This window comes from Polyangiaceae bacterium (assembly GCA_015075635.1).
In the GTDB taxonomy this organism is placed as follows: domain Bacteria; phylum Myxococcota_A; class Polyangia; order Polyangiales; family Polyangiaceae; genus JADJKB01.
Map to the genome: position 1 here is coordinate 47736 of JABTUA010000004.1, position 23725 is coordinate 71460.

Annotated in this window: 21 protein-coding genes; 6 read left to right on the plus strand and 15 right to left on the minus strand. The window is 70.3% G+C overall.

Translation table 11 applies throughout. The features are described from left to right. Positions 1–13 precede the first annotated feature (13 nt). The 5 genes from prmC to grxC are packed head-to-tail and all read right to left on the minus strand — an operon-like array spanning position 14 to position 4026. Entirely contained in the window at positions 14–904 is an 891-nt protein-coding gene (gene prmC, locus HS104_42215; GenBank protein MBE7486577.1) for a peptide chain release factor N(5)-glutamine methyltransferase, read from the minus strand. Then, entirely contained in the window at positions 901–2283 is a 1383-nt protein-coding gene (locus tag HS104_42220; GenBank protein MBE7486578.1) for a phosphomannomutase/phosphoglucomutase, read from the minus strand. The genes prmC and HS104_42220 overlap by 4 nt, the downstream gene beginning before the upstream one ends. Positions 2284–2339: 56 nt before the next feature. Beyond that, on the minus strand, positions 2340–2783 hold the full coding sequence (locus HS104_42225) for a YXWGXW repeat-containing protein (protein ID MBE7486579.1): 444 nt from the start codon (positions 2781–2783) through the stop codon (positions 2340–2342). After that, positions 2783–3736: a prepilin peptidase gene (locus HS104_42230; protein ID MBE7486580.1), complete on the minus strand. Its 954-nt coding sequence runs from the start codon at positions 3734–3736 to the stop codon at positions 2783–2785. The genes HS104_42225 and HS104_42230 overlap by 1 nt, the downstream gene beginning before the upstream one ends. Before the next feature lie 29 nt (positions 3737–3765). Further along, positions 3766–4026: a glutaredoxin 3 gene (gene grxC / locus HS104_42235; GenBank protein MBE7486581.1), complete on the minus strand. Its 261-nt coding sequence runs from the start codon at positions 4024–4026 to the stop codon at positions 3766–3768. A gap of 63 nt (positions 4027–4089) precedes the next feature. On the opposite strand from grxC, the gene HS104_42240 reads away from it, so the two are divergent. The 3 genes from HS104_42240 to HS104_42250 all read left to right on the plus strand — a co-directional run bounded on the left by HS104_42240 (position 4090) and on the right by HS104_42250 (position 8744). Then, positions 4090–6696: an AAA family ATPase gene (locus HS104_42240; protein ID MBE7486582.1), complete on the plus strand. Its 2607-nt coding sequence runs from the start codon at positions 4090–4092 to the stop codon at positions 6694–6696. A gap of 2 nt (positions 6697–6698) precedes the next feature. After that, positions 6699–7079 (plus strand): hypothetical protein, encoded by a 381-nt coding sequence (locus tag HS104_42245; GenBank protein MBE7486583.1) that lies wholly within the window; start codon positions 6699–6701, stop codon positions 7077–7079. A 1350-nt stretch (positions 7080–8429) separates the two neighbouring features. Then, positions 8430–8744, plus strand: coding sequence for a hypothetical protein (locus HS104_42250; protein ID MBE7486584.1), 315 nt, complete (start codon positions 8430–8432; stop codon positions 8742–8744). 209 nt (positions 8745–8953) lie between these two features. On the opposite strand, the gene HS104_42255 is transcribed toward HS104_42250, so the two are convergent. From HS104_42255 to HS104_42270, 4 genes are read right to left on the minus strand one after another with little or no spacing between them, the layout of a single operon-like run. Then, the gene (locus HS104_42255; protein MBE7486585.1) at positions 8954–9433 is read right to left on the minus strand and encodes a hypothetical protein; all 480 of its coding nucleotides are present in this window, start codon (positions 9431–9433) and stop codon (positions 8954–8956) included. After that, a complete protein-coding gene (locus HS104_42260) occupies positions 9405–9620 on the minus strand; it encodes a hypothetical protein (GenBank protein MBE7486586.1) in 216 nt (71 codons plus the stop codon). Before HS104_42260 ends, HS104_42255 begins: the two co-directional genes overlap by 29 nt. Before the next feature lie 57 nt (positions 9621–9677). Further along, the gene (locus tag HS104_42265; protein MBE7486587.1) at positions 9678–11150 is read right to left on the minus strand and encodes a radical SAM protein; all 1473 of its coding nucleotides are present in this window, start codon (positions 11148–11150) and stop codon (positions 9678–9680) included. Continuing rightward, positions 11147–12202 (minus strand): radical SAM protein, encoded by a 1056-nt coding sequence (locus HS104_42270; GenBank protein ID MBE7486588.1) that lies wholly within the window; start codon positions 12200–12202, stop codon positions 11147–11149. The genes HS104_42265 and HS104_42270 overlap by 4 nt, the downstream gene beginning before the upstream one ends. A gap of 62 nt (positions 12203–12264) precedes the next feature. On the opposite strand from HS104_42270, the gene HS104_42275 reads away from it, so the two are divergent. Together HS104_42275 and HS104_42280 are read left to right on the plus strand one after the other, a co-directional pair. Next, complete coding sequence (locus HS104_42275; protein MBE7486589.1) at positions 12265–14547, plus strand: hypothetical protein; 2283 nt, start codon at positions 12265–12267, stop codon at positions 14545–14547. After that, positions 14544–16898, plus strand: a complete 2355-nt coding sequence (locus tag HS104_42280; GenBank protein MBE7486590.1) for a hypothetical protein — start codon at positions 14544–14546, stop codon at positions 16896–16898. Before HS104_42275 ends, HS104_42280 begins: the two co-directional genes overlap by 4 nt. On the opposite strand, the gene HS104_42285 is transcribed toward HS104_42280, so the two are convergent. After that, positions 16836–18113 (minus strand): radical SAM protein, encoded by a 1278-nt coding sequence (locus tag HS104_42285; GenBank protein ID MBE7486591.1) that lies wholly within the window; start codon positions 18111–18113, stop codon positions 16836–16838. The genes HS104_42280 and HS104_42285 overlap by 63 nt on opposite strands. 93 nt (positions 18114–18206) lie before the next feature. Between HS104_42285 and HS104_42290 the strand changes: the two genes are divergently transcribed. After that, entirely contained in the window at positions 18207–18839 is a 633-nt protein-coding gene (locus HS104_42290) for a hypothetical protein (GenBank protein MBE7486592.1), read from the plus strand. A 38-nt stretch (positions 18840–18877) separates the two neighbouring features. On the opposite strand, the gene HS104_42295 is transcribed toward HS104_42290, so the two are convergent. The 5 genes from HS104_42295 to HS104_42315 are packed head-to-tail and all read right to left on the minus strand — an operon-like array spanning position 18878 to position 23712. After that, the gene (locus HS104_42295) at positions 18878–19381 is read right to left on the minus strand and encodes a hypothetical protein (GenBank protein ID MBE7486593.1); all 504 of its coding nucleotides are present in this window, start codon (positions 19379–19381) and stop codon (positions 18878–18880) included. Continuing rightward, on the minus strand, positions 19378–20328 hold the full coding sequence (locus HS104_42300) for a radical SAM protein (protein MBE7486594.1): 951 nt from the start codon (positions 20326–20328) through the stop codon (positions 19378–19380). Before HS104_42300 ends, HS104_42295 begins: the two co-directional genes overlap by 4 nt. After that, positions 20325–21173 (minus strand): radical SAM protein, encoded by an 849-nt coding sequence (locus HS104_42305; protein MBE7486595.1) that lies wholly within the window; start codon positions 21171–21173, stop codon positions 20325–20327. Before HS104_42305 ends, HS104_42300 begins: the two co-directional genes overlap by 4 nt. After that, positions 21170–22249 carry a radical SAM protein gene (locus tag HS104_42310; protein MBE7486596.1) on the minus strand — a complete coding sequence of 360 codons (1080 nt, stop codon included), beginning with the start codon at positions 22247–22249 and terminating at the stop codon, positions 21170–21172. Before HS104_42310 ends, HS104_42305 begins: the two co-directional genes overlap by 4 nt. Continuing rightward, a complete protein-coding gene (locus HS104_42315; protein ID MBE7486597.1) occupies positions 22246–23712 on the minus strand; it encodes a UDP-glucosyltransferase in 1467 nt (488 codons plus the stop codon). Before HS104_42315 ends, HS104_42310 begins: the two co-directional genes overlap by 4 nt. Between the last annotated feature and the right edge of the window lie 13 nt (positions 23713–23725).

Sequence of the window (23725 nt, forward strand, 5' to 3'; positions counted from 1 at the left end):
GCCGAGTGCGTGGTCAGCCCTCTACCTCCCCGCTGACCACGCGCTCGTGACCGCCCAGATCCCGGCGCGTCGCGAGCTCGACGAGCCCGGCTCGCGCGAACAGCTCCCGGACGCGGGGTGCCTGATCGTACTGGACCTCCAGCGCGAGCACGCCGCCGGGGACCAGGCGCGAGACTCCCTCCGCGACGATGCGCCGGATGACGTCCAGGCCATCGGCCCCGGCGGAGAGCGCGACCTTCGGCTCGAAGTCGCGGATGCCGGCGTCGAGCTTGGCGACGTCCGCCTCGGGGATGTAGGGCGGGTTGGCCGTGATCAGATCGAAGCGCTCGCTCGCCGGGATCGGCGCGAACAGATCGCCGGCGAGGAAGCGCATGCCGAACACGGCGCCCAGGCGCTGCGCGTTTTCGAGCGCCAGCCCGAGCGCCGGCTCCGACACGTCCGTGGCCGTGACGCGCCAGGTGGGTCGCTGCTTGGCGAAGCTCACCGCGACGCAGCCCGAGCCGGTACACAGGTCGAGCGCGTTGCCGAACATGTAGCGAGCGCGCGTGCGCTCGAGCGCGACCTCGACCAGCGCTTCGGTGTCGGGCCGGGGGATGAGCACACGCTGGTCCACCTTGAACGACAGCCCGAAGAACTCCCGACGCCCGAGGATGTAGGCGATGGGCTCGCCCAGCCGGCGCCGCTTGATCAGCTCGCGAAAGCTGCCGAGCTCGCCCGGCGAGAGCGGGCGCTGGCTCTCGACGATGAGCCGGATGCGGTCGAGCCGCAGCGCCTCCGAGAGCAGGAGCTCCGCGTCCAGGCGCGCGCTCTCGATGTTGCGGCCGCGGAAGTCCTCGGTGGCCCAGGCCAGCACCTTGGCGATGGTCCAGGTTTCGGTCGCCGGGCTCTCGGTGGCTGCGCTCATGCGCGGCGGCTCTCCGCTTCCCGGCGCGACTCGTCCAGCGCGGCCTCGACCTCGCCGCGCACCTCGCCGAGCCGAGCCTCGCTCGGCGCTTCGAAGCGCACCACGATGACGGGACCCGTGTTCGAGGCCCGCACCAGACCCCAAGAGCCGTCCGCGTAGGTGATGCGCGCGCCGTCGATCTCGGTGAGCTCACCCTTGCCGCGCAGGCGCTCCTTGACGCCGGCGACGACGTCGAACTTCAAGGCGTCGGGGCAGTCCACACGGATCTCCGGGGTGCTGACGCCCTGGGGCAAGTCGGCGAGCAGCTCGACCACGGTCTTGTCGCCGCGCGACAGGATCTCGAGCAGCCGGAGCGCGGCGTAGATGCCGTCGTCGTAGCCGAAGTAGCGATCGGCGAAGAAGAAGTGCCCGCTCATCTCGCCGGCCAGCACGGCCGACTCCTCCTTCATCTTGGTCTTGATCAGCGAGTGCCCCGTCTTCCACATGATGGGCTTGCCGCCGTGCTTGGCGATGTCGTCGTAGGTGGACTGCGAGCACTTCACCTCGCCGATGACCGTCGCGCCCTTGCGCTCGCGCAGGATGTCCCGGGCGAACAGCGCCAGCAGGCGATCGCCCCAGACGATCTCGCCGCTCGCGTCCACGACGCCCATGCGGTCGCCGTCGCCGTCCCAGGCGATGCCGACGCGCGCCCCCTTCTCCTTCACCGTGGCGATCAGAACCTCCAGGTTCTTCGGCACCGTGGGGTCCGGGTGGTGGTTGGGGAACGAGCCGTTCATGTCGCAGTAGAGCGCCACCGGCGAGAGCCCGGTGTCGCGCAGCGCCCGAACCCCGAGCGGTCCGGCGGCGCCGTTGCCGGCGTCGATCACCACGGTCATCTCTTTCCGCGCCAGGCGGACGCGCTTGCGCAGCTCGTCCAGGTAGGCCTCCTCGATGGGGCAGCTCTCGAGCGAGCCCCGAGGCCCGAGCGGCTCGCTCGAGCTCTCGACGTATTCGGCGAGCTTCTGGAGGTCGGCGCCGAAGAACGACGCCTTGCCCTTCATGATCTTGAAGCCGTTCTCGTCGCCGGGGTTGTGGCTCCCCGTGATCATCACGCCGCCGTCGGCGTCGAGGTGGTGAACCCCGAAGTACATCAGCGGCGTCGGCCCGACGCCCACGTCCACCACCTCCGCGCCGGCCTCGATGAGGCCGTGCACCAGCGCCTCGAACAGCCGCGGTCCGGAGCGCCGGCAGTCGCGGCACACCACGACACGCGGGTGGGCCTTCGTCGCAGGGCGGAGCATCTTGGCGAGACCGCGGCCGATCTTCCGGACCAGGTCGTCGGTCAGGTCACGGTCGGCGACCCCGCGAATGTCGTACTCGCGAAACACGTGGGCGCTCATGGGACGCGGGACCATACACTCAAAAGCCTTGCCAGTCAGGCGACGTGCGCCGAGCTTCACTGAGCCGCGGCGCCGCCCGGCTTGTACTTCTGCGCCGGCCGCCCGCAGCTCACCGGCTCGGCGCACGCGCGCTGCGCCTTCTCCGGCGTGAGCTCGTCCACGTTGTTCGGGTACCAGTACGCGCGCAACACTTGCAGCGCGCCGGCTTGGGGCCACGACATGCTGACCGGACGGTAGTAGCAGCCCTTCGGCGGTACGACCCAGGCGCCGCTCTGCCACTCCCAGCGCCCCGCGACCCAGTCCCAGTGACCGTCGAGCCAGACGCAGTCCTCGTTGTCCGGCCGCTCCGGCACCACCTCCGCGACCGCGGGCGGCGGTGGGTACTCGACGCTCACGATGAGGGCCGCGTTGCCAGGGTGCGGACCGGTGGGCGGTCCCGGAATGCCCGAGCTGCAGGCGAGCCCCAAGAGCCCGAGCAACGTCAGCGAGCGGCGCGCCATCACATCACCCAGAAATACCCCAGGTAGGTCTCGACGATGACCTTGCCGAACAACATGAACTCCAGCGTCGCCAGCACCAAGAACGGGCCGAAAGGCAGCCGCGACTGGCCCAGGCCTTCCTCTGCCTCTTCGCCGATCGGATCCGCGGCGAGCTCCTCCTCCAGCTCCCGGCGCTCCTCGTCCGTCTCGGCCTCCTCGATGGCGCGCAGGAGCTCCTCGCGCTCGAGCTTCACCGCCGCCGGCTCCTCGATCTTGCCCTGCGTGACGAACACGACGACGGCTGCGATGGTGCCCTGCACCGCACCGGCCAGGAGGGCGAACACGGCCCCGGGCCAGCCGAACCACGCTCCCGCGAGCATGGTGAGCTTCGCGTCACCGATGCCCATGCCGGCCCTGCCGCGGAGCTTCTTGTAGAGCACGTCGAACGGCAGCCAGATCATCACGAAGCCAATGGCAGCGCCGAGCAGCGATTCGGTCCAGGTGACCTCCTGCCGGAGCGGGACGGTGAGCACGCCGAGCAGCGTGCCGCCCAGCGTGATTTCGTCCGGCAGAATCATGTACTCGAGGTCGATGAACGCCGCGGCCAGGAGCCCGAGCGCCAGCGCAAAGTAAGGCAGGAACAAGACGAGCGCCTTCCACCAGAGCGTCTCCGGCGGCAGCGTGGCGACGCGCACCTCGAAGACCGCCCAGGCCGCGAGCCCGCCCAGCGCCTCGACCAGCGGGTAGCGCGGCGAGATGCGCGCGCCGCAGCAGCGCGCCTTCCCCAGGAGCAGCAGCCAGCCGAAGACGGGCAGGTTGTCGAAGGCTCGGATCGCCTTGCCGCAGTGGGGGCAGCGCGACGGCGGGTACGCCAGGTTCTCTCCGCGCGGCAGCCGGTAGATGACGACGTTCAAGAAGCTGCCGAAGGCGAGCCCCAGCGCGACGACCGTCGCGGCCTGGAACCAATACGGCAGCTCCCCGAGCGTGGGCACGTCCTCTCCGGTTACTCCCCCGCGAGCAAGGCGTCGAGCTTCCCGGCGCGCTCCAGCAGGTGAAGCTCCAGGTACCCGCCGATGGGGCGCTCACCGATGAAGATCTGGGGCACCGTCTGGAGACCGGTAACCTGCAACAGCCAGGCGCGCCGTTCGGCGTCCCCGGAGACGTCGATCTCCTCGAACGGGACACCCTTCTTCACCAGGAGGCGCTTGGCCAGCATGCAGTACCCGCAGAACTTCGTGCGGTACATGACGACCCGGGCGGCCATTCTCTTCCCCAAGCCTACGGCGCTCTCCCCGTCCTGCCCAGGTCGCGATAAGTTCGGCCGGCCATGCCGAGCTCGGAAACGACCACTCTCTCCCTGGAACGCTACGCGCCCGACGCCAAGGGGCTCGTCGCGGGAGCCCAAGCCATCGCCGACGAGCGCAAGCACCCCGAGGTGCTGCCCCTGCACCTGCTCGTGCGGATGCTCGAGCGCGAGCCGGGCGTGGTGGCGGTCTTCCGCTCCGCGAACGTGGACGTGGTCGAGCTACAGTCCGCGTGCGAGCGCGCGCTCGGGCAGCTGCCGAGCAGCAAAGAGCCGGCCTACCTGTCGGCGTCGATGCTCGACCTCTTGGAGCGCGCGGGGCGCGAGGCGGAGCGCGAGCGCAGCGGCAGCGTGGCGCTCGAGCACCTGCTGAACGCTTTGTCGCAGGAGATCCGCGGACCCGCCGGCGAGATCCTGGGAGCGATGGGCATCGCGCCGGGCTCGCTTCGAGGTCACCTCTCCGCGTTGCGCTCGGTGCCGAGGTCGAGCCCGCGCAAGCCGGCGACCGGAGCCGCGTCCGCCGAGCAGTTCACCCACGACTGGGTCGAGGACGCCCGGGCGGGACGTCTGGATCCGGTGATCGGCCGCGACGGCGAGGTCCGCCGACTGACCACGATCCTGGAGCGGCGGCAGAAGAACAACACGCTGCTCGTCGGCGAGCCCGGTGTGGGCAAGGGCGCGGTGATCTCGGGTCTCGCACAGCGCATCGCGGACGGCGACGTGCCGACCACGCTGGCGGGCGTGCGCCTCTTGGAGATCGACGCGGCCGCCCTGGTCGCGGGCACGCGGCTGCGCAGCGACGTGGACGAGCGCATGCGCGGCCTGCTCGCCTCGCTGGCCGACGACAAACGCGGACAGCCGGTGCTGGTCGCCCGCGGGATGGACCAGCTCTTCGGCCAAGGGCCCGCCGGCACCGCCGTCGGCGACTTCCTGAAATCCCCGCTCGCGCGCGGGGAAATCCGCATGCTCGCCACCACCACGCCGGAGGGCCTGCGCAAGATCGCCGACAAGGACCCCACCGTCCTCCGAGCGTTCACCACGCTGCCAATCGACGAGCCCAGCGTGGACGGCGCCATCGAGATCCTGCGCGGCGTCACCAGTCGCTACGAGGACCGCCACCAGGTGGAGATCAGCGAAGGCGCCATCGGCTCCGCGGTGCGCCTGGCCAAGCGTTACCTCCAGGATCGCTTCCTGCCCGACAGCGCCATCGACCTGCTCGACGAGACCGCCGCCGCCAAGCGCGTCGAGACCGACGGCATCCCCGCCCCCGTGGACGCGGCGATGCGCCGCGCGGAGTCGCTGAAGGCCCAGCTGCACTCGCTGGAGCGCACGGAGGACGCGGCGACCCGCGCCACCCGCGACAAGCTCGCGGCAGAGCTCGCCCAGCTCGAGCCGAAGGTCACGGAGATGAAGAGCAAGCTCGAGTCGCGACGGGGCGCCGTGGCCGCGGTGCGCGCGCTGAAGAACGAGCTCGACTCGGCGCGCGCCGCGCTGGAAGAAGCCCGCGCCAAGAAGGAGTTCGCCAAGCTGGGCGAGCTGGAGCACGTCACGCTCCCTGAGCTGGAGAAGCGCCACCGCGCCGCCGAGGACGCCGCGCGCAGCGCCGGCGTGCTCGAAGAGGGCTCGCGTCTGGTCACCGAAGGCGACGTGGCCGCGACGCTCGCCATCTGGACCGGCATCCCGGTGGCGAAGATGCTGGAGGGCGAGGCCGACAAGCTCTTGAAGATGGAGACCCGCCTCGAGCAGCGCGTCGTCGGCCAGGACGAAGCCGTGAAGGCCATCGCCCGCGCGGTGCGCCGCGGCCGCGTCGGCCTGCGAGATCCGGGCAAGCCCATCGGCAGCTTCCTTTTCCTCGGCCCGAGCGGCGTCGGCAAGACGGAGCTCGGCAAGGCCCTGGCCGAGTTCCTCTTCGACGACGAGGCCGCCCTCACCCGCCTGGACATGAGCGAGTTCATGGAGCGCCACATGGCCCAGCGCCTGATCGGCGCGCCCCCCGGCTACGCGGACAGCGAGCAAGGCGGCTTCCTCACCGAGGCAGTGCGCCGCCGCCCCTACTCCGTCCTGCTCTTCGACGAGGTCGAAAAAGCCCACCAGGACGTGTTCAACCTGCTCCTGCAAGTGCTCGACGACGGCCGCCTCACCGACGGCCGCGGCCGCAGCGCCGACTTCTCGAACACGGTCGTGATCATGACCAGCAACATCGGCTCGCAGCGCATCCTGGAGACCGATCCCAAGCTGTTCGAGTCCGAAGACGGCCGCGAGGCCCTGCGCGACGTGCTGGTCGGCCAGCTCGGCGAGTTCTTCCGCCCCGAGTTCCTGAACCGCATCGACGACGTGGTCGTGTTCCGCTCCCTGACCAAGGTCGATCTGCGCAAGATCGTGGACATCCAACTGCGCCGCCTGGACAAGCTCCTCTCCGACCGCCAGGTGAAGCTCGAGCTCAGCGAAGAGGCGAAGCTCCGCCTGGTCGATCTCGGCTACGAGCCGGCGCTCGGAGCGCGTCCCTTGCGGAGAGCGATCTTGAAGCAGGTGCAGGATCCCCTGGCGGAGTCCTTGCTCGGCAACAAGTACGCGGAGGGCACGAGCATCAAGGTGGGGCTCGACGGGGAGAAGTTCACGTTCACGGGGTGAGGGTGGGCTCGCGGACCCTGACGCTGGCGGTCATTCTCTCCGCCGTCTTCGCAGGCTGCTGGGGAGAAACCGAGCGCGACCCCGCCGTCGAGGAAGACCCCTGCGCCGTCTTCGAGGAGAAGGCGCCGTGCTGCGCGCGCATCGAATGCGTTTGGCTCGGTCAGCAGAGCGATGTCGGCCCCGGCTGTGTCACGCCCAAGCACTGCGGGGCGCACGCGAGCTGTGGTCCAGGGAGGAAGTGCATCGATCGCTGGTACGGCGGCTGGACCCCCTGCGGCCAGTTCTTCTACTCCGGGTATGACGTGACGTTCTGCGCGGACTTCTGCCCCATCGACGGACTCGAGGTGGACGGCAGATGCATACAAGTCTGGGAGGGCGATTAGCGCTGCGCGAGAAGTCCACGCGCTGGTGCGGGCGAGAAGCGACGCATACCCCCATGCGACTATGAGGGGGCGGTTCAGTCAAAGGCACACGTGTTCGTGGCCCCTGACGTTCTTGAGGTTGCGCAGGCTGCAAGGCCCGACTGTCCGCGCTCGTGATGGCGCAAAGGTGGAGGTCGGTTGACGGGGTGCAATCGCGCAGGCGGGGTCGAGGCCAGCGGACGCCGTTCACCCGGAGCGGCTGGGCCGCACTCACCGTCTCTGGACAGCCGTTGCTCGGCTCTCGGCTTGTCTCGAAAGCTCCACCTGGCAAACGACCCGCTCTTGCCGACGCGCTGGCCGGACTGCATAGACTTAGGCGTGCTCGTGGTCGGCAAGCGAGACCAGCTGCCCAGAGACGTCTTGGTCGCGGGCTTTGGCGGACGGGGGGTACCGGTCGAGAACGCGCACGCGCTTCAAAGCGCGGCTGCTGGACTGCCGGCGGATGCCGTCTCCCCGTGAGAGCCGGGCCGCCGCAGTCTTCCGCGCGTGTGCGCGGGCTGATCACGTGGCCGCATGCGCAGGCTACGCACCAGAGCTTCTGGAGAAAGGTTGTTCTGGTGACGAAGTAGCTACATGTCTCCGACAAAGGGAACCTGGCAGCCAGCGCCCTGGCCGAAGTCGTAGCCGCATGGACCGCTGGGACTGAAGCAACACTTGACGGTTGGTGGAGTGGGGATGGGCAACGGGCATGACTCAGGGTTGCAGGTCCCGCCCCCCGGCGCCAGCGCCGCCGACGCTCGCGTCGCCAGCGTTGCCGCTTCCCCCCGTGGCGTCGCCCCCTGTGCCACGACTAGTGCCACCGGTACCGCCGGCACTTGCGCCGCCAGTGTTTGCGCCGCCGTTGCCCCCCCCGCCGCCAGCGGCAACACCGCCAGTGCTTGCGCCGCTATCGTTCGCGCCCCCAATGCCACGCCCGCTGTCGTCACCCCCGCAAGACACGGCTGATAGGAGTCCACTCAGCATCACCGCGGCCGCAGCGTCGCTGACCACAAAGATGCCGGAATCACGCACGGCAGTTCCCTCTTGGCTGAGCATAGCGCGAACGCACCCGAAGGACTGCAGAAACCTCAAGGGCACAGGGGTTGCACCACGGCGGGCGGCACGCTCGCCGCGCCAGATCACCAGCGCTGTCATCTGCGGGGGCGATACAGTCGAGAAGCGACGCGTCCCCTCCATGCGCGCAGCGCGCGCCACCGGCAGGGCGCCATGGTCTTGGCACAACTTCAACCGGCGCGCGCTGCCGCATAAGGGGGGGACCGGCGCCGCGAAGCGGCGACGAGGGCGGGGCAACACAACTTCCGCCCCGAGTTCCTGAACCGCATCGACGACGTGGTCGTGTTCCGCTCCCTGACCAAGGTCGATCTGCGCAAGATCGTGGACATCCAACTGCGCCGCCTGGACAAGCTCCTCTCCGACCGCCAGGTGAAGCTCGAGCTCAGCGAAGAGGCGAAGCTCCGCCTGGTCGATCTCGGCTACGAGCCGGCCCTGGGCGCGCGCCCGCTCCGCCGCGCGATCTTGAAGCAGGTGCAAGATCCGCTGGCGGAGGCGCTGCTCGGCAACAAATACGCGGGGGGCACGAGCATCAAGGTGGGGCTCGAGGGGGAGAGGTTTACGTTCACGGGGTGAGGGTGGGCTCGCGGACCCTGACGCTGGCGGTCATTCTCTCCGCCGTCTTCGCAGGCTGCTGGGGAGTGGAAACGATCCTGGATTTGCGCCGCGTTCTGATCACTGTCGCAGGACCGATAACTCCACGGAACTAGCCGCGTTCCGTCGAGCCTCGTCGCGTTCGAGAGGCCGCGCTTTCGCGCGATCGTCTCCACTGGAGTGTACGCGACTCACTTCGGATCGCCCTCATCGTCGGCGATCACGGCAAGCGCAGTCTCGAGGGCCGGCAGCGCGATCCGGTCCTTCTCGCGGTTTGCGGCGCGCTTGCTCGCGATGATTCGCTCGAGCGGAAGGACTTTCAGCACGACCCCGTCCACTTCCACCTCGACCGCCGAGTCCAGCTCGACGCCGAAGTCTCCGAGGCCGTGGCAATGGGTGACGACGTCGAAGCGGTCCTCGAGCTCGCCGCCGCCTATCGTCGGTGGCATCATGCCGAAGTTGCCCGAGATCCACACGCCTCCTGCCGTCCGCACGGCCTCGCCGATGCGCGGGTCGTCCGTACGCTCGAACCACAAGTCGATGTCCTCGGTCATTCCCCGGGCCCCCTGCAAGAGCGCCGCGCTCATGCCGACGACCAGATAGCGCACCCCGAGTCGGTTGAGCTCCTCGAGTAGCTTCCTCTCAGCGGGGGAGAGTGCCAGCGCGACCATGAAGGAGACCTCTGCGCAGCCGCTCCGAGGGAGTGCGACTCAGGTTCACGAGCGTGTGAAACACGTCGCTGGCATCGAGCTCCGGGTGGCGTGCCACGATGGCGTACGCGCGGCGCCACAGCGGCTCGAGCTGCGCCGCGAGGGCGCGCTGCTCGGGGCTCAGCTGCTGCTCTTCCAACCTGCTCATCTACGGCGAGCATACCCCAGCGAGGCGCGTTTCGCACTCACGGGCGTCCCAAGATCTTCAAGGAGCCTTCCCCCGGCGGGCCGCGCGGGCCGCGCGCATCGCCAGCCGGCACCAGATCAGGGCAGGCGGAAGCTCGGCACCGACGCGTGAGTACTCGTCGGCCGACGGCTCGCGCGGTTGCACGCCGCCAGGGGCTGCGCGTCGATCCGCGAGAAACGCCAGCAAGTGCGTCGAGTCGAAGTCGCGCCGCGAGGGCTTTCGATACGAGCCGTCGCGCTCCTGCAACAGCCCCTCGGACGAGAGGAACGCGAGCTCTGCCCCGAACACCGAGCCGAGGCCACGCCGGAAGATGCTGCGGAAGCTCGCGTCGTCGAGGCCGCCGCGGCTGGCGCGCTCGGTCGCGAAGAAAGCCATCTCGAAGCGGAGGTCACTCGAGCAAGCCAGGACGTCCGGCGCTTCGCCGGCGAGGACGGCGCTGGTGTAGCTTCCCACGTCGCCGGCGGCGATGAAGTGATAGCCGGCGTGGATCCGGCCCATCCCGCCGTGCCCGATCGCCAGGACGGAGCCGGGATCGATCATGTCTTGTTGGGAGTACCCGCGCTCGCCCTCGTGCACGAACAGATACTGCGTGCCCCAGAGCGGAGGCTCCGGCCCGGGCAGCGGATACAGCGGGAGTGCCTCGGCGCGGATGATCTCGTCGGCGCGCGCGAGCATGGCGCTGGCGAGCACGATCGCATCGTCACCTGGGACGTAGCCGGCGTCGGCGAGCGGCGAGCCCTCGCTCAGGTAGCGATTCACGCTGAGCGCGTCGGCGCCGAGGGCGAGGGCGAGCCTCAGCGACTCTTCGAAGGACTCCAGGGTCTCGCCGGGGAGCCCCGCGAGCAGGTCCAGGTTCACGGACAGGCCCGCGCGCTTCGCGCTCTCCACCGCGGACACCAGCCGCTCGCGCGTCTGATCGCTGCGGTTCACCAACTCGAGCACCCGCGGAGTGAAGCTCTCGACCCCGAAGCTCACCCGGCGGATCCCGCGCCTCGCCGCGACCGCGAGCTTCTCCTCCGTGGTGGTCGTCGGGTGCGCCTCGATGTCGGCGACGAAATCCGGCGTGCGCGCGAAGGCGCGCTCGGCCTCGCCCAGGATGCGATCGAGATCGGGCGCGGAGAGCAGCGTCGGGGTTCCGCCGCCCACGTGGAGCGCGGCGATGGGAACGCCCTCGAACAGCTCGCCATGACGCCGGAGCTCGCGCACGACCGCCTCCACGTAGCGGGCCAAGGACTGCTTGCTCTCCGGTCGCTGGGCGGAGAGCAGGCAGTACGAGCAGATCTTCGCGCAGAAGGGCAGGTGAACGTAGAGCACCACCCGATCGTGGACGCGCCCTTCGCGGGCCGCCGTGACGAAGCGCTGCCAGTTCTCGCGCTGCCAGCGCCCGGAGCGCGGCTCGAAGTCGAGCGCCAGCGGATCGGCCAGCGGATCCGGCGAGCGCCGGATGGCCGCTCGCACGCGTTCGAGTCGGGCACGGAGCTCGGCGCTCACGCGGGCAGCCTCGGAAACAGCCCCCGGAGCACCGGCCGAGGCACGTTGGACGGAGCCCAGCAGCGCGTGCAAGGCGCGTGGGGCAAGCCGCGCGCGAACTCCGCGAGCTCGGGGCCACCGAGCAAGCTCGCGAGCGAGCGCTCGCGCACGTTACCGAGCGCGAATTCGCGCTTGATGATCGGAGCCTGACTGCACGGATGGACGTCGCCCGCGACTCCGACGGTCAGATCGCGCCCGACCAGCGGGCAGCCGTGGCGCTCCACGAACGAGCGATTGTGCTCTCCGCGCGAGAAGCGCGCGAGCTCGGCGCGGACGGCTTCCGAGCTCACGACGGCTGCCTCGTCCCAGCGCTCCGGCGGCACGCCCGCCTCGAGCAGCGGCAGCGGCACCGGCAGCATCACGAAGTCCGCCCGCGCGGCGCGCACGCTTCGCGCGAGCGGTGGGACGATCTCGAAGTACAGCTTCTCGAGCCAGGTCTTCGATGCCAGGTGCGCCAAAGGGCTCCCCTCGAAGTTGTCCCCCGCCAGCGTGAGCGCGAAGCCGGTGGGCTTCCTCTCGCGGAGGAGCTCCCACACCTCGGCGACGCGGCCGACGTTGTGCTTCGAGACCACCGTGTTCGAAGACCAGTACAACCTCGGGAGCTGCTCTCTCGCGGCGTCGAGCAGCGCGAGCAACGCTCGGGTGATGCCCTCGCGCCCCCGCACCCGATCGTTCTCGGTCGCGTCGGCCGCATCGATCGAGACGACGAGTCGATCCGCGCCCCTGAGCGGCTCGATCCAGCGCAGGGGATCTCCCGGGATCCCGCCGCTGAACACCGCCTTGTCGATCGAGGGGCCGAGCGCCGCGAGCGCCGCCGGCAGCGCTGGCGACAGCAAGGGCTCGCCACCGACGAAGATCACCTCCCGAAAGCCGGCAGCGCGGATCTCGGAGGCCACCCGCGCGACCTCGTCCGCGGCCAGCTCCGAGAGCTTCTGCTGGCTCTCGATGTCGCAATACGAGCAGCGGCTCGGGCAGGCCGAGGTCAGGACCCAGATGACTCGGTTCGGCTGCATTCCGCTCGGCTCTCGGGCAACCGTAGAAGGCGCTCCCGCGACGTGCAAGGCTTGGCCCTGTCATGAGACGGCTCCGGGTGGCGCTGGTGCTGCCGTACGGCGACGCGCGCGAGGGGTACTTCCCCGACACGTTGATGGAGCTCGCCACGACCGAAGCGCGGCGCGCGGGGCACGACGCCGCCCTGGTGCGCGTCTACTACGATCCGGCGCGTCCGACCCTCGCCCGCGAGTCCCTCGCCGGCTGGCTCCGCGAGCAGAGCCCGGATCTCGTCGTCGTCGAGCGCTTGTTCGATCCGGCGCCGATCGTGGATTTCACGCGTGAGCGGGCCGGCGGCCAGAGCCTGATGGTGTCGTGGGGCGACGCCGATCTGGTCCCCGGGATCGATCTCTGCCTCGGGCTCTTCGCCGGCACCACGCCCTCGGGACGCACGCGTCGCTCGCCCGGCGCCGGCGATCTGGTGTGGAGCTTCGGCGAGCTCCTGCGGGCGCTCGCCACGAACGCGGACCCGCTCACGGTGCCCGGCGTCATGCGCAACCTCGCGGGGCGGGTGGAGCACGGGCCACCCCTCGAACGCCGGCCGTTGCCCGCTCCGTTCGAACCGGCGCTGGACGCGGAGACACTCTGCACCGGGACTCCGCCTCGCATCACGCATCGGGTGATCTTCGGAAATTCCGGCTGCCCCTTCGCCCTAGATCCGCTCGACGACCCGCACTACCGCGGGCTGCCCTTGGCCCAGGTCGGCGGGCTCTCTCGCCTGGGATGCGCGTTCTGCCACGCCGGGGGCGACTACCAGGCTCGGCCCGACGACGAAGTGATCGCCGAGCTCGTGACGCAGGCGCGCTACTTCTGGGAGCGGACCGACGTGCGGACGTTCGTGATCTCGGATCAGCACCCCGTGCGCTACCTCCAGAGCCTGATCGTGCGCGCGGCGGAGGCGGGTCTCGGCGGCGCGCGCTGGCTGTTCCCTGCGCGAGCCGACGCGTTCGTGCGCGAGCTCGACAAGCTCGAGCGCGCGGTGCTCGAGGCCGAGCAGAGCGGTCAGGTGCTCGAGCTGTATCTGTCTGGGTTCGAGGCCTTCTCCGACGAGGAGCTCCGGCGCTACAACAAAGGAGCGACGGTCGCCGAGCTCGTCCGAGCGGTCGAGAGCATGCGCCGCCTGCACACCGAGCACCCCGCGGCGTTCGACTACGCCCGTACCAAGGGACACAGCCTCGTGCTCTGGAATCCGTGGACGCGCGTGGAGAACGTCGCCGAGTCGGTGGCGAACATCCGCGAGTTTGGCCTCGGCGAGCTCTTCGACGACCTCGGTCACAATCGCCTGCGCCTGTACCCGGATCTGCCCATCGCGCACGCCGCCGCGCGGGACGGCGCGGTCGTCGAGGACTGGGACCCCGGGGACGAGGGCGCAGCCCAGAAGAAGGGATACTCGAAGGAGCAGCCGTGGCGGTTCCTGGATCCGCGCACGCGCCTGGCCTGGGAGCTCAGCCAGCGCCTGCGGGCGCGCCTGGGCTCGGAGACGGAGGTCGCCCAGCTCGCGGCCGCCCTCGACTTCGCCAAAGCAAGGGCCTACGAGCCGGGTCTCGTCGCCGAGACGCTCTCGGGTGTCGAACGCTTGGACCGAGAGCTCGTCCGCCTCGCGGGCCCCGAGCATCCGCGCTCGACGCGAGAGCGAGCTCGAGAGCTCGCGGCGAGCGTGGTGCTCTTCGGCGGCGCGTGTAACGACGGCTGCGCTCACTGCCCGAACCGAGACTCGTTTCTGGATGACGCGCTGGTGTTCGAGCGCATCGCGGCGGCCCGGGAGTCCGAGCGACCGATCGTGCTCGCGGGGCGGGAGCCGACGCTGTTCTCGGCGATCGACCGCGCCATCGATGCCGCCCGCGGCGACGACGGGCGAGCCGTCGGTCTGGTGACGAACGGCCGGCGCCTGAGCCACGCGCCGTTCAGCGCGCGGCTCGTGAAGGCGGGGCTCCGCTTCGCGAGCGTCAAGCTGTTCGGCCCCGACGCCGAGAGCGCGGACGCGATCTCGCAGGATCCAGGCGGCTTCGCCCAAGCGACCGCGGGGATCGGGCGGGCGCAGGAGCTCGGCGTCGAGGTCGAGCTCCGCGTGCGACTCGACGCGCGCATCCTCGATCGCCTCGAGGCGTTCGCCGCGGTCGCCGGCAGCCTCGGCGTGCTGCGCCTGCGAGTGGAGCCCGCGATCGACGCCGTCGGGCTCGACCGGCTCGCCGCTGCCGCTGCCGCACTGGTCCGGCTCGAGCGAGCCTGCACGGCGGCCGATCTCTCGCTCCGTGCCGCGCCGCTCTCGGCGGGCGCGCGGCGCTTCGATCGGATGGTGTCGACATGACCGAACCCGAGGGCGTCGAGCACCTGGTGATCGGCGCGGGTGTCGCCGGGATGACGGTGGCGCACTTCCTGGGAGAGCGCGCGGTCGTGCTCGACCCGCACCCGGAGCGCTACAAGATCGGCGAGTCGATCATCCCGCAGCACTTCCAGCACCCGGCGCTCCGACCCATGCTCGAGCGCGTCCGTGCGCTGCCGTCGGCCTGCCCCAAGACCGGCACGCTGTTCGTGACGGCGAAGAGCGCCAGTTATTTTCCCATCCTCGACGACGCTGTCCCGGTCGAGCGGGCGCTCGCGGTGCACGTCGAGCGCGCCGAGCTCGAGCGCGCCCAGCGTGACTTTCTGAAGACTCCGGTGCGCAGGGAACGCGTGGTCGCCGTCGATTTCGACGCCCGGGTCGTCACCACGACGGAGCGGCGCTATCGGGTCGGGGGTCTGGTCATCGACTGCTCGGGGCCGGCGATGTTCGTGGCGCGTGCGCTCGGCGTGGTGCGCGAGCTCTGGCCGATCTGGGCCGGCTGGGGCTACTACGACGTCGAGCGCGTCGAGCGGGAGAAGTTCTTCGCGTGGCTACGGAGCGGCGAGCGCGAGTACAGGCGTTACGACGGCGTGGCGCGCGGGCTCGTGCCCGGCGGTGAGCGAGACGCTTGGGACCCGTCGCACGTCACCCTGCTCACGGCGATCGAGGAGGGGATCTGGTCCTGGCAGATCCCGCTCTTCGGCGGCAAGCGGCTGAGCTTCGGCGTCGTGTCGCGCAAGGGCCCGGTGACCGAGGAGCACTACCGGGAGCTCACGCGCCGGACGCTGGGACCGCAATACGTGGCGCGGCTCCGCCCCTTCGACCACACCGGGTCGTTCTCCGTGTTTCATCAGCGCCAACGCTTCGCGCAGGCAGCGACCGAGTACGCCGGTGAGGGCTGGGCGCTCTTGGGGGACGCCGCGTTCTTCGGCGATCCGGTCTACTCCGTCGGAACCGGCGTGGCGGCGAGCCACGCGACTCAGCTCGCCGAGCTGCTGCTCTCCGAGGGCTGGACTGAGCCGGTGCGCGACGCCTGGCAACGACAGCAGCGCGCGACGTTCGCGCGGGTGGAGCAGGCGTACCAGAACTGGTACGGCGGCGAGGTCGTGGCCGACGACGAGACGGCGACCAAGATCCAGAACGAGTTTCTGATCGGCGACGCCTTTCGGGTCCGACTCGCCGACGACTACATGAGCCTCTGGGCCGCGGCCGAGCCCGCGATGCCGACGACCGAAGCTCGTGAAGCCGGAGACGACTCCCTGCTGTTCGAGGTCTTGCTCTCGAACGAGCGCGCGCTCTTCTTGCTGGAGCCCGATCCCGACGGGAGCAAGCCCGCGCTGGCCCGCGCTCCTGGTCACGCGCTCTCGCACCTGGATCTCGAGCTCGGTCCGGCTCTCCGCGAGCTCCTGCCGGGCCTCCGCCAGCGCCTTGCCGCGGCGAGCGCCGCCGATCCGGCGACGGCGCTCCGCAACGCCCTCGGCGGAGCAGCCCGCGTCGAGCTTCATCGGCGCCTGCTGCATGGCCAGAGCGTTCCACGCTGGCCGCTGAGCCTCCGCTCGGGTCGGCCCGAACCGCGCTCGATCTGGCCCTTCGACGCCGAGAGCGCCGGTCTCGAGCTCGGCCTCCGGCGCGCGATCTTCCGCGAAGGGCGGAGTGACGAGGAAGCGCGCCTCGATCGAGCCTGGCTCGAGTCGCGCGGCTTCCTGGTCCAGGCGCGGGGCCGCGATCTGGTCGCCGCCCGCGACGCCGCCGTGCTCACGCGCGCGGTCGAGCTGCTCTCGGGCGACGGCAAGAACGCCCACGAGCTCGCCGAACGGCGTCGCGAGATCGGCGCGCTGCTCGGCTATCCCGCGTGCTGCGTCGAGTCCTTCGTTCGCATCCGGCGTCGCGACGACCTCTCGCTGTTCGCCGACGTCCTCCCGCGTCATGCCGAGCCGGTCCCCGTTCACTCGTTGTTCCTGAACGGAGGCCTGGCGCTCGTGTCCCACGCGCCCTGCTCGGCGCGCTGCCCGGCGACCCTCGAGCTGGGCGAGGCGCTGCTCGCGCGGCTCGAGCAGGAGAACCCCGGGTTCTCCCAGCGCTGGCTCGCACTCGCGCGGCGGCTGCACGCCATCGACGAGCGCGGTCGCTGCTTTGCGTTCGACGTGACCGGAGGGGACGAGCTCGAGGTGCGCTCCGCGGTGGAAGTCGTCGCGCCGAGCGCGGGCGTCAGCGCGCCCTACCTGCGACCGGCGGACCACGTTCGCTCGCTCCGCGTCGATCGCGAGCGCGCGCTACTGATCTCCGACGACGGCGAGGGATTTCGCTCGGCGCTGTTCGCCCGCCACGACGCCTGACCGCCCGAGCTGGCCGAGGGCGTCCAGGATCGCAGCCAAGCCGTCGCGAAGCTCGTCGGAGGCGCGACTCGGGTCGTCCTCGACCCGGTACCCGCCGCGCACTCCCGCGGGTCCATCGACCAGCGAGAGCTCGGCCGTCTCTCCGCGGGGGGAGCGGAAGCGGACGCGAAGCTCCCGGCCCGAATCCAGCGCCTCGACGCCCAGCCAGGAGAGGCGGCCGAACGGCGCGCGCTCTCGCAAGCGCTCGAGACGCCGAGCGAGTCGGGGAGAGAGCGTGGGTAGAGCGAGCTCGGGGGCGAGAGTGTCGGGGGGGATGGCGACGATCTCCGAGTCGCCGTGGAGCTCGAGATACGCGCGGTACACGCCGCCGCAGCGGGGAGAGAGCGCGCAACCCTCGCACGCCGGGAGCTTGGTCTTGGCGCTGGTCTTGTCGTCGTATTTGTTCCAGGTGTCACTCGCCCCGACGACCCAGGTCTCCTCGCCACCGTGTTGGATGAAGGGCGAGAGATCGGGCGCGATGCAGAACGGCAGGTTGCCGATACTCCGCTCGAGGTCGGGCGGAAAGCCGCGCACCATGCGCCGGAGCGGCTCCACGAGCTCCGAGTAGCGCGGCATGAGCTCGCCGAGACGCCCCTTCTTGGGCTCCGGAAGATCTCCGGGGTGCAGCATGTCGATGTGGACATGTGCGATCGCGTAGGGGGCGAGGAGCTCGGGGAAGTCCGGGAGTGAGTCGTAGTTCTGGTTCACCACGCAGCAGTTGATCGTCACCTTCTGCTCGCGTTCGGCCGCACGTTCGAGCGACTCGAGCAGACCCCGGAAGGAGCCTTTCCGCCCCGTGGTGCGCTCGTGAGCCTCGCGATTCCCGCCTTGAAACGAGAAGCGCCACTCGAACTGCCCGCCCGACGCCAGGACCTCGTCCATCAGGCGGGTGTGACCCGTGCGCGAACCGTTCGAGAAGATCACGATCTCGTCGAAGCCGAGCCCGACCGCGTACTCGACGACCTCGCGGAATGCGGGCTGGATCGTCGGCTCGCCGCCGAGCAGGGTGATGCGCCTGACCCCCGATTCGTGGGCCTGCCGCACGCGCTCCTTCAGGTCGAGCGCGGACACCAGCGGCGCTCGTTTCTCCGAGGTCAGGTGCCCGCTGATGCAGAAGACACAACGGTTGTTGCAGAGCTCGCCGAGCTTGATCTCCGCTTGCGGCAGCCGCGACATCCCAGCGCGAGCTTAGCAGGCTCCGGGCAGCCCGGCCCGAACGGTCGCGCGGGGACGGGGGCTCGTGCTCTACTCGAGCGGCTGGGTGGCGGGATGAGCGACGACGATCAGCGCTGGCGGGCGTGGAAGGAGCAGACCTTCGGGAACGACTACATGATCTGGCACGACGGCCTGTACACCGGGCAGGTCGCGTGCCTGTCCGGCGACGCGCGGGACGAGGCCTTGGGCATGCTCCGCCTCGGGCTCGCGCTCGGAGACGCTCACGCGGCCGAGGCGCTCGCGGCCATGGGCGACGCCTCGACCATCGGCTCCATGCGAGCGCACCTGGACGAGGCCCAGGGCGCCGAGAAGGTGCGCGTCGCCCTGGCCATTCACGAGCTCGGGCCGGATCCTGCGCTGGCTGCCCACCTCGTCGAAGTCCTTCGGAGCCCGCTCCACTGGACGCACCGCATCGACGCAGCGATGGGGCTGCGCCGGTTCTCCGGTGCCGACGACGAGGCGGCGCTGCTCCTCGCCGTGGAAGAAGACCCGGAGTACCTCGTGCGCTACCACGCCTGCGAGAGCTTGCTCGCCCGCTGGGGCATCCAGCCCGCGGAGGTCAGCGCTCACCCGGAGATCTTCGAGCGCGTCACGGGCCCCAAGGGTGACGCGCCGCTCGAACCCGGCGACTTCGCGAACTTCCGCGAGGCCCGCGTGCTACTCGAGCGGCTCCGTGATGGGCGCTGAGCTGTCGGAAAGCTCCCCAGTTCCGCCCGGCCCCGAGCTCAGAGCTTCTTGCGCCAGTACTCGCCCTCGAGGCGATACTCGAGCGTGTAGCTCTCGTCGTCGGCGGGGGCGATCTGCCGCTTCACCTTACCGCCGTCCTCGAGCGTCCACTTCTCGTCCCACTTGTCGTCGCGGTCGAGATCGAGCTTCAGTCGGTTGACCCTGGTCTGACCCGGGTCCTTGTACAGGTTCACCTTGTAGGGGCGGCCCGGCAGGGCGTCCTTGCCCTTGTCACCGGAGATGTTCTGCTTGCTCGCCGCGAGCACGGCCCGGTGCACGTCCGTGACGGGCATGGAGTCGGTGAAGGTCACCGCCGTGGCCGTGGGCGCGGCCGCAGGAGTCGGCAGCGGAGCCGCGCTCGGGGCAACGAGGGTCGCCACCGGCGGCGGCGGTTTGGGGGTGAGCGCCTGACTTCCCGCGCACAGCAAACACGAGCCGAACGCGCCGAACACCAGCAGGACCCCGCCGCCGATCAGCAGTCCGCGAAACGTCGTGTACTTCAAGCGTCGCCTCCGAGCTCCACCCTCGCCATCATGCCGCGGGCGATGGGTACCGTGCAGTAGCAATGGCGAAACAGGCAGGGTTTTGGGCTGCTCCCGAGGCAGAAGGCCGGGTCGAGGAAGTTTCCCAAGCGACCGAGGCGGCGCTCACGCTCGGGGTCGGGGATGCGACTGCCACCCCGGCCCAGGGCCACGAGGACGCCGCGCCGCGCCGGATAACACCGGTAGATCTCCCCCCGATCGTCCATGACCAGGAAGCGCGAACCGGCCCAGCAGGGGCGACCGAAGAAGTCGTGCGCCACCTCGCCGGTGCCGTTGTGTCCGCCGAGGCTCTCGAGGAGCTCGCGCTCGGCGGGCGAGTACTCGGTCAGCTTCCCGTCGTCGCGCTCGGGCTGCACCTTGAAGTCGACGCCGTGCTCCTCGAAGAGGGCCCGGAGCGCGGTCAGGCGCGGCAGCGCGGCGCGGGTCGCGACGGTCGTCACGCACACGTTCGGGCGCGGCAGGTTCGGATCCCGGGCGCGCTCGAGGGCGGACCGGAGCGCGCGAGCTCGCCGGGCGAACGCCCCCACGTCGTCCACGTACTCGAGGTGCAGGCTGGCGGAGAACGTGCCGATGCGCCCGGCCCCCGCGGCCACGAAGCGCTCGAGCGCGGCGTCCGACGCCGAGAAATTGGTGACGACGGACACCCGATGACCGATCTCGACGATACCCTCGACGATCTCGAACAGCGTCGGGTGCACGAACGGCTCTCCGCCCGAGAGCTTGACCTCCCAGGCGCCCGGCAGTCGCGCGAAAGCCCGCAGAAACTCCGGAGTGTCCCTGGACCAGCGACCTCGATCGTCCTTGAAGCGCTGGGTGCAGTAGCTACAGCGGTAGTTGCACGCCGTGTTGACGTTCCAGGCGAGCACGCCCTCCTCGGGCTCGGGCGGAGGCTGCCAGCGCTCGCTCACGGGGAGAGACCCTCGATCATTCCGCGATTGGCGGGCACCGTGCAGGGGCAGATGTCGTAGCTACAGGGCAAGGGCCCCTGACCGAGTGTGAAGCTCCCGTCGAGCACGTTGCCGAGCCGTCCTTCGGCGAAGCGCTTGGCGGTGCGACAGCTCCAGGCGTCGCCGGTCTGGGTGAGCACGAAGTACTCGGTGCCGGCCCAACACGGGAGGCCGCGGTAGCTCGGCGCCAGGTTCGCCGAACGAGGAGTGGGTTCGTCCCCAACCAGCGTGCGCAGCCGCAGGCGGTCGTCCGCGTCGTAGGCGAAGACGCCGGTCTTCGTCTTCATCAGCTGGGGAAACAGCTGGAGCCCCGCCGCTTCGAGGGCGCTCTGCGCTTCCTCCACCCGCTCCAGACGCCCCGGCACGAGCACCGCGTTGACGACCAGTCTAGCGTCCGGATCGATGAGCTCGCGAAAGCGCGCGGCCTTCTCGACGAAGCTCGGGATGTCCGCGAACTCCAGGTGCAGGCTGGCGCTCACGATGCCGAGCCGGCCCCGCGTCTCGAGCGCGAAGCGTTCGAGCACCGCGAGGGGCGCGGACAGGTTGGTGAGCACCGAGAGCAGGTGCGGCGTCCGCTCGACGAGCCCCGGGACGATGCGGGCCATGAAGCCCCGGAAGGCGAAGGGCTCACCCCCGGTCATCTTGATCTCCCAGCGGCCGGGCAGACCGGCAAAGAAGCTCAGGAAGCCGTCGATGTCCTCATCCGAGGGCTGCCCGACGCGGTACTTCTTGCTCTGGATGCAGTAGCTGCAGTCGTAGTTGCAGACGCCGCACACCTGCCACTCGACGGTGGGCTTGCGCTTCACGCCTCGGCTCCGCGCCCGGTGACCGCGCGCGCGCGCGTCTCACCGAACTCTTCGACGAAGCGCGCGCGGAGCGCGACGTTCTGGTTGAGCTTGCCGCACTGGTGACAACCGTCGAAGTACTCGCCCCGCCTGAGCCGCGCCCGCAGCGCGTTCCACGCCGGCCCGTTCCAGAGCTCGCTGAAGCGCGCCTCGGACAGGTGCCCGACGACCACCTCCGTGTTGCAGCAGTAGAGCACCGTGCCGTCGACGGTGACCCGGGAGTACACCTGCCCCATGAAACAGCCGATGTCGGCGATGGAGGCGGTGGCGGCCCCACCCGCGCGCAGCTGTTCGTCGAACACTTCGAGGTTGGTGCTCACCCGAAGCTCCCGGGCACGCTCACGCGCCCGAGGCACCAGCTCGTCGAGCAAGCGCGCGCGCTGCGCCTCGGAGATTCGGCTGGCTTCGGTGCCGCCCTTCAGGCTCGCGAGCTTGAAGTTGAGGGCGAACGCGCGAAACTCCGCCGCGAGCTCCACCATCTCGACCAGCTCGTGGGCATTCGGCTCGCACACCACGTGGACGTGCTTGAACCGGCGGTCGGCGTCCCGGAAGCGAGTCAGCGCCGCGCGGAGCCGCGACCACTCGTCCGCCTGGAAGCTCGGGTGAAAGGCGCGGTAGGGGCCCTCGCTCGCGGCGTGGATGCCGATCAGCAGCTGATCGACCCCGAGCGCGAGCACCCGCTCCGCGTCGGCCGCCACCAGGTTGGTGATGATGGTGAGGTGCAGGCCGCGGTCTTTGACGGCTTCGATCATCCGATACACGTCGGGGTGGGTGAACGGCTCCCCCATGCCGCTCAGGATCACGGCGTCGAGCGCACCGAGACCGCGCACGTCGTCGAGCAGCTGCTCGAGGAGCTCCACTTCGAGCTTGCGGCGCTTCCAGCCGCTGCTCCGGCCGATTTGCAGGAGCGGCGAGTGGTCCCAGCAGGTGATGCAGTTGGTGTTGCAGGAGTTCGTGATGTCGACGTGCAAGGTCTTCGGGCCGGTGAGGACCTGACCCTGGTCGAGCCCGGCGAGCGCGAGCGACCCGCGCTTCACTGCTCCGGCTCCGTGGCGGGGGCAGGCGCGCCGGCCGGGGCGCTGTGCTGCAAGGCATCGCCGATCGCGGCCTGACGTGTGGCGACGTCCGAGAACGCCCCGCGCCGCATCAGCCCCCGGGCGAGCTCGCAGAGCGCCGGGACCTGGACACCTTCGGCGCGCGCGCGCTGGATCAGCGCGGCGCTCCGCTCGAGCAGGCCACCGAGCTCCCGCGCCGGCGAGCTCCTGCCGGCATCGCCGTCGAGCAGGTGCATCAGCTCGACCAGGGCGTCTTCACCCACCCCGAGCTCTCGCGCGTGCCCCAGGAGCGCGTCACCCACCGCGGCCTCGGCCCGGTCGACCTCGCTCGCGGGCAAGCACAGCCGAAGCAGCTCTGCTGCCGCTTGGCGCGCGCAGTTCTTGGGCACGACCCCTCGGGCCGCGAGCGACGCCTTCTCGGCGACCGTCGGCTCGAGCAGCTCGGTCACGGCGGCCAAGAGGTCCGCATCCCCGGCTTCGGGGTCGAGCAAACGTCCCGCGCCCGCACGCACCGCGCGCAATGCGCGCTCCGCTTGGTCGTCGGCGATCTTGCTCTGCGGTACGAAGACGCTCGGCACCCCCGCGAGCATCAGCTCCGTGAAGGTGTTGTAACCCGCTGCGGTCACCGCGACATCGAAGGCGCGCGCGTGCTCCGCGGCCGACTCGTTGACCAGCCAGGTGATGCGCGCGTCCCGCGGCACGGCTCCCCGGTAGAGCGGGCCCGCCCCCGCCACCAGGTGCAACGTCGCGTCCGCGGCGAGCAGCGCGGTGATGACCCGCCAGAGGTGGCGCTCGGCGGCGACGTCCCCACCCCCGCCCGCCGACACGTAGACGACCCGCGCGGCGCGAGGCACACCGAGCCGGGCACGGGCTTCGTCCCGTGAATGAAGCTCCGCGCGCTCGCGCACCGCCACGGGACCGACGAAACGCGTGCGCGCCCGAGCGGCGTCGGGGACCACGATGCGCGCGTCCCCCTCTCGCTCCGGGACCAGCACCAGATCGTAGAGCGGCAGGAGCGCCTGGACGTCGGGGCGGCGCGCGAAGTCCTCGAGCATGGGGCGAAACACCAGCGCGCGCTTCTTGCAGAGATCGAGCGCACCGAGCAGCTCACCGAAGGAACCACGGGGAAACGTGTCCACGACGAACAGGTCGGGACGGAGCAGCCCCAAGGAGTGCCAGACCCATTGTTTGGCGAGCGCGAGGTAGGTGGTCTTGTCGACGCCAGCGTCGGCGATCACGGATTTCGACGGCAGCTTGAAGGCCGCGAAGCGCTCTCTGAGCGGCAGCCCGTCCGCCTCGCTGGAGGTGAGGAAGTAGATCTCGGCGCGCGCGTCGGCCCAGGCGGCATAGCGCCGGAGCCAGCGATTGATGGCGCACAGGCGCGTCAGGTGCCCGGTGCCGGAGCCGTTGACGGCGTAGTTCACGATCCGGAGGGAGCGCTTCACCAATCTCGCTCCT

Excerpts from the sequence above, each read along its gene's own strand:
- prmC (MBE7486577.1), bottom strand. The coding sequence starts at position 904 with ATGAGCGCAGCCACCGAGAGCCCGGCGACCGAAACCTGGACCATCGCC.
- HS104_42220 (MBE7486578.1), bottom strand. The coding sequence starts at position 2,283 with ATGAGCGCCCACGTGTTTCGCGAGTACGACATTCGCGGGGTCGCCGAC.
- HS104_42225 (MBE7486579.1), bottom strand. The coding sequence starts at position 2,783 with ATGGCGCGCCGCTCGCTGACGTTGCTCGGGCTCTTGGGGCTCGCCTGC.
- grxC (MBE7486581.1), bottom strand. The coding sequence starts at position 4,026 with ATGGCCGCCCGGGTCGTCATGTACCGCACGAAGTTCTGCGGGTACTGC.
- HS104_42240 (MBE7486582.1), top strand. The coding sequence starts at position 4,090 with ATGCCGAGCTCGGAAACGACCACTCTCTCCCTGGAACGCTACGCGCCC.
- HS104_42255 (MBE7486585.1), bottom strand. The coding sequence starts at position 9,433 with ATGGTCGCGCTGGCACTCTCCCCCGCTGAGAGGAAGCTACTCGAGGAG.
- HS104_42260 (MBE7486586.1), bottom strand. The coding sequence starts at position 9,620 with ATGAGCAGGTTGGAAGAGCAGCAGCTGAGCCCCGAGCAGCGCGCCCTC.
- HS104_42270 (MBE7486588.1), bottom strand. The coding sequence starts at position 12,202 with ATGCAGCCGAACCGAGTCATCTGGGTCCTGACCTCGGCCTGCCCGAGC.
- HS104_42275 (MBE7486589.1), top strand. The coding sequence starts at position 12,265 with ATGAGACGGCTCCGGGTGGCGCTGGTGCTGCCGTACGGCGACGCGCGC.
- HS104_42280 (MBE7486590.1), top strand. The coding sequence starts at position 14,544 with ATGACCGAACCCGAGGGCGTCGAGCACCTGGTGATCGGCGCGGGTGTC.
- HS104_42285 (MBE7486591.1), bottom strand. The coding sequence starts at position 18,113 with ATGTCGCGGCTGCCGCAAGCGGAGATCAAGCTCGGCGAGCTCTGCAAC.
- HS104_42290 (MBE7486592.1), top strand. The coding sequence starts at position 18,207 with ATGAGCGACGACGATCAGCGCTGGCGGGCGTGGAAGGAGCAGACCTTC.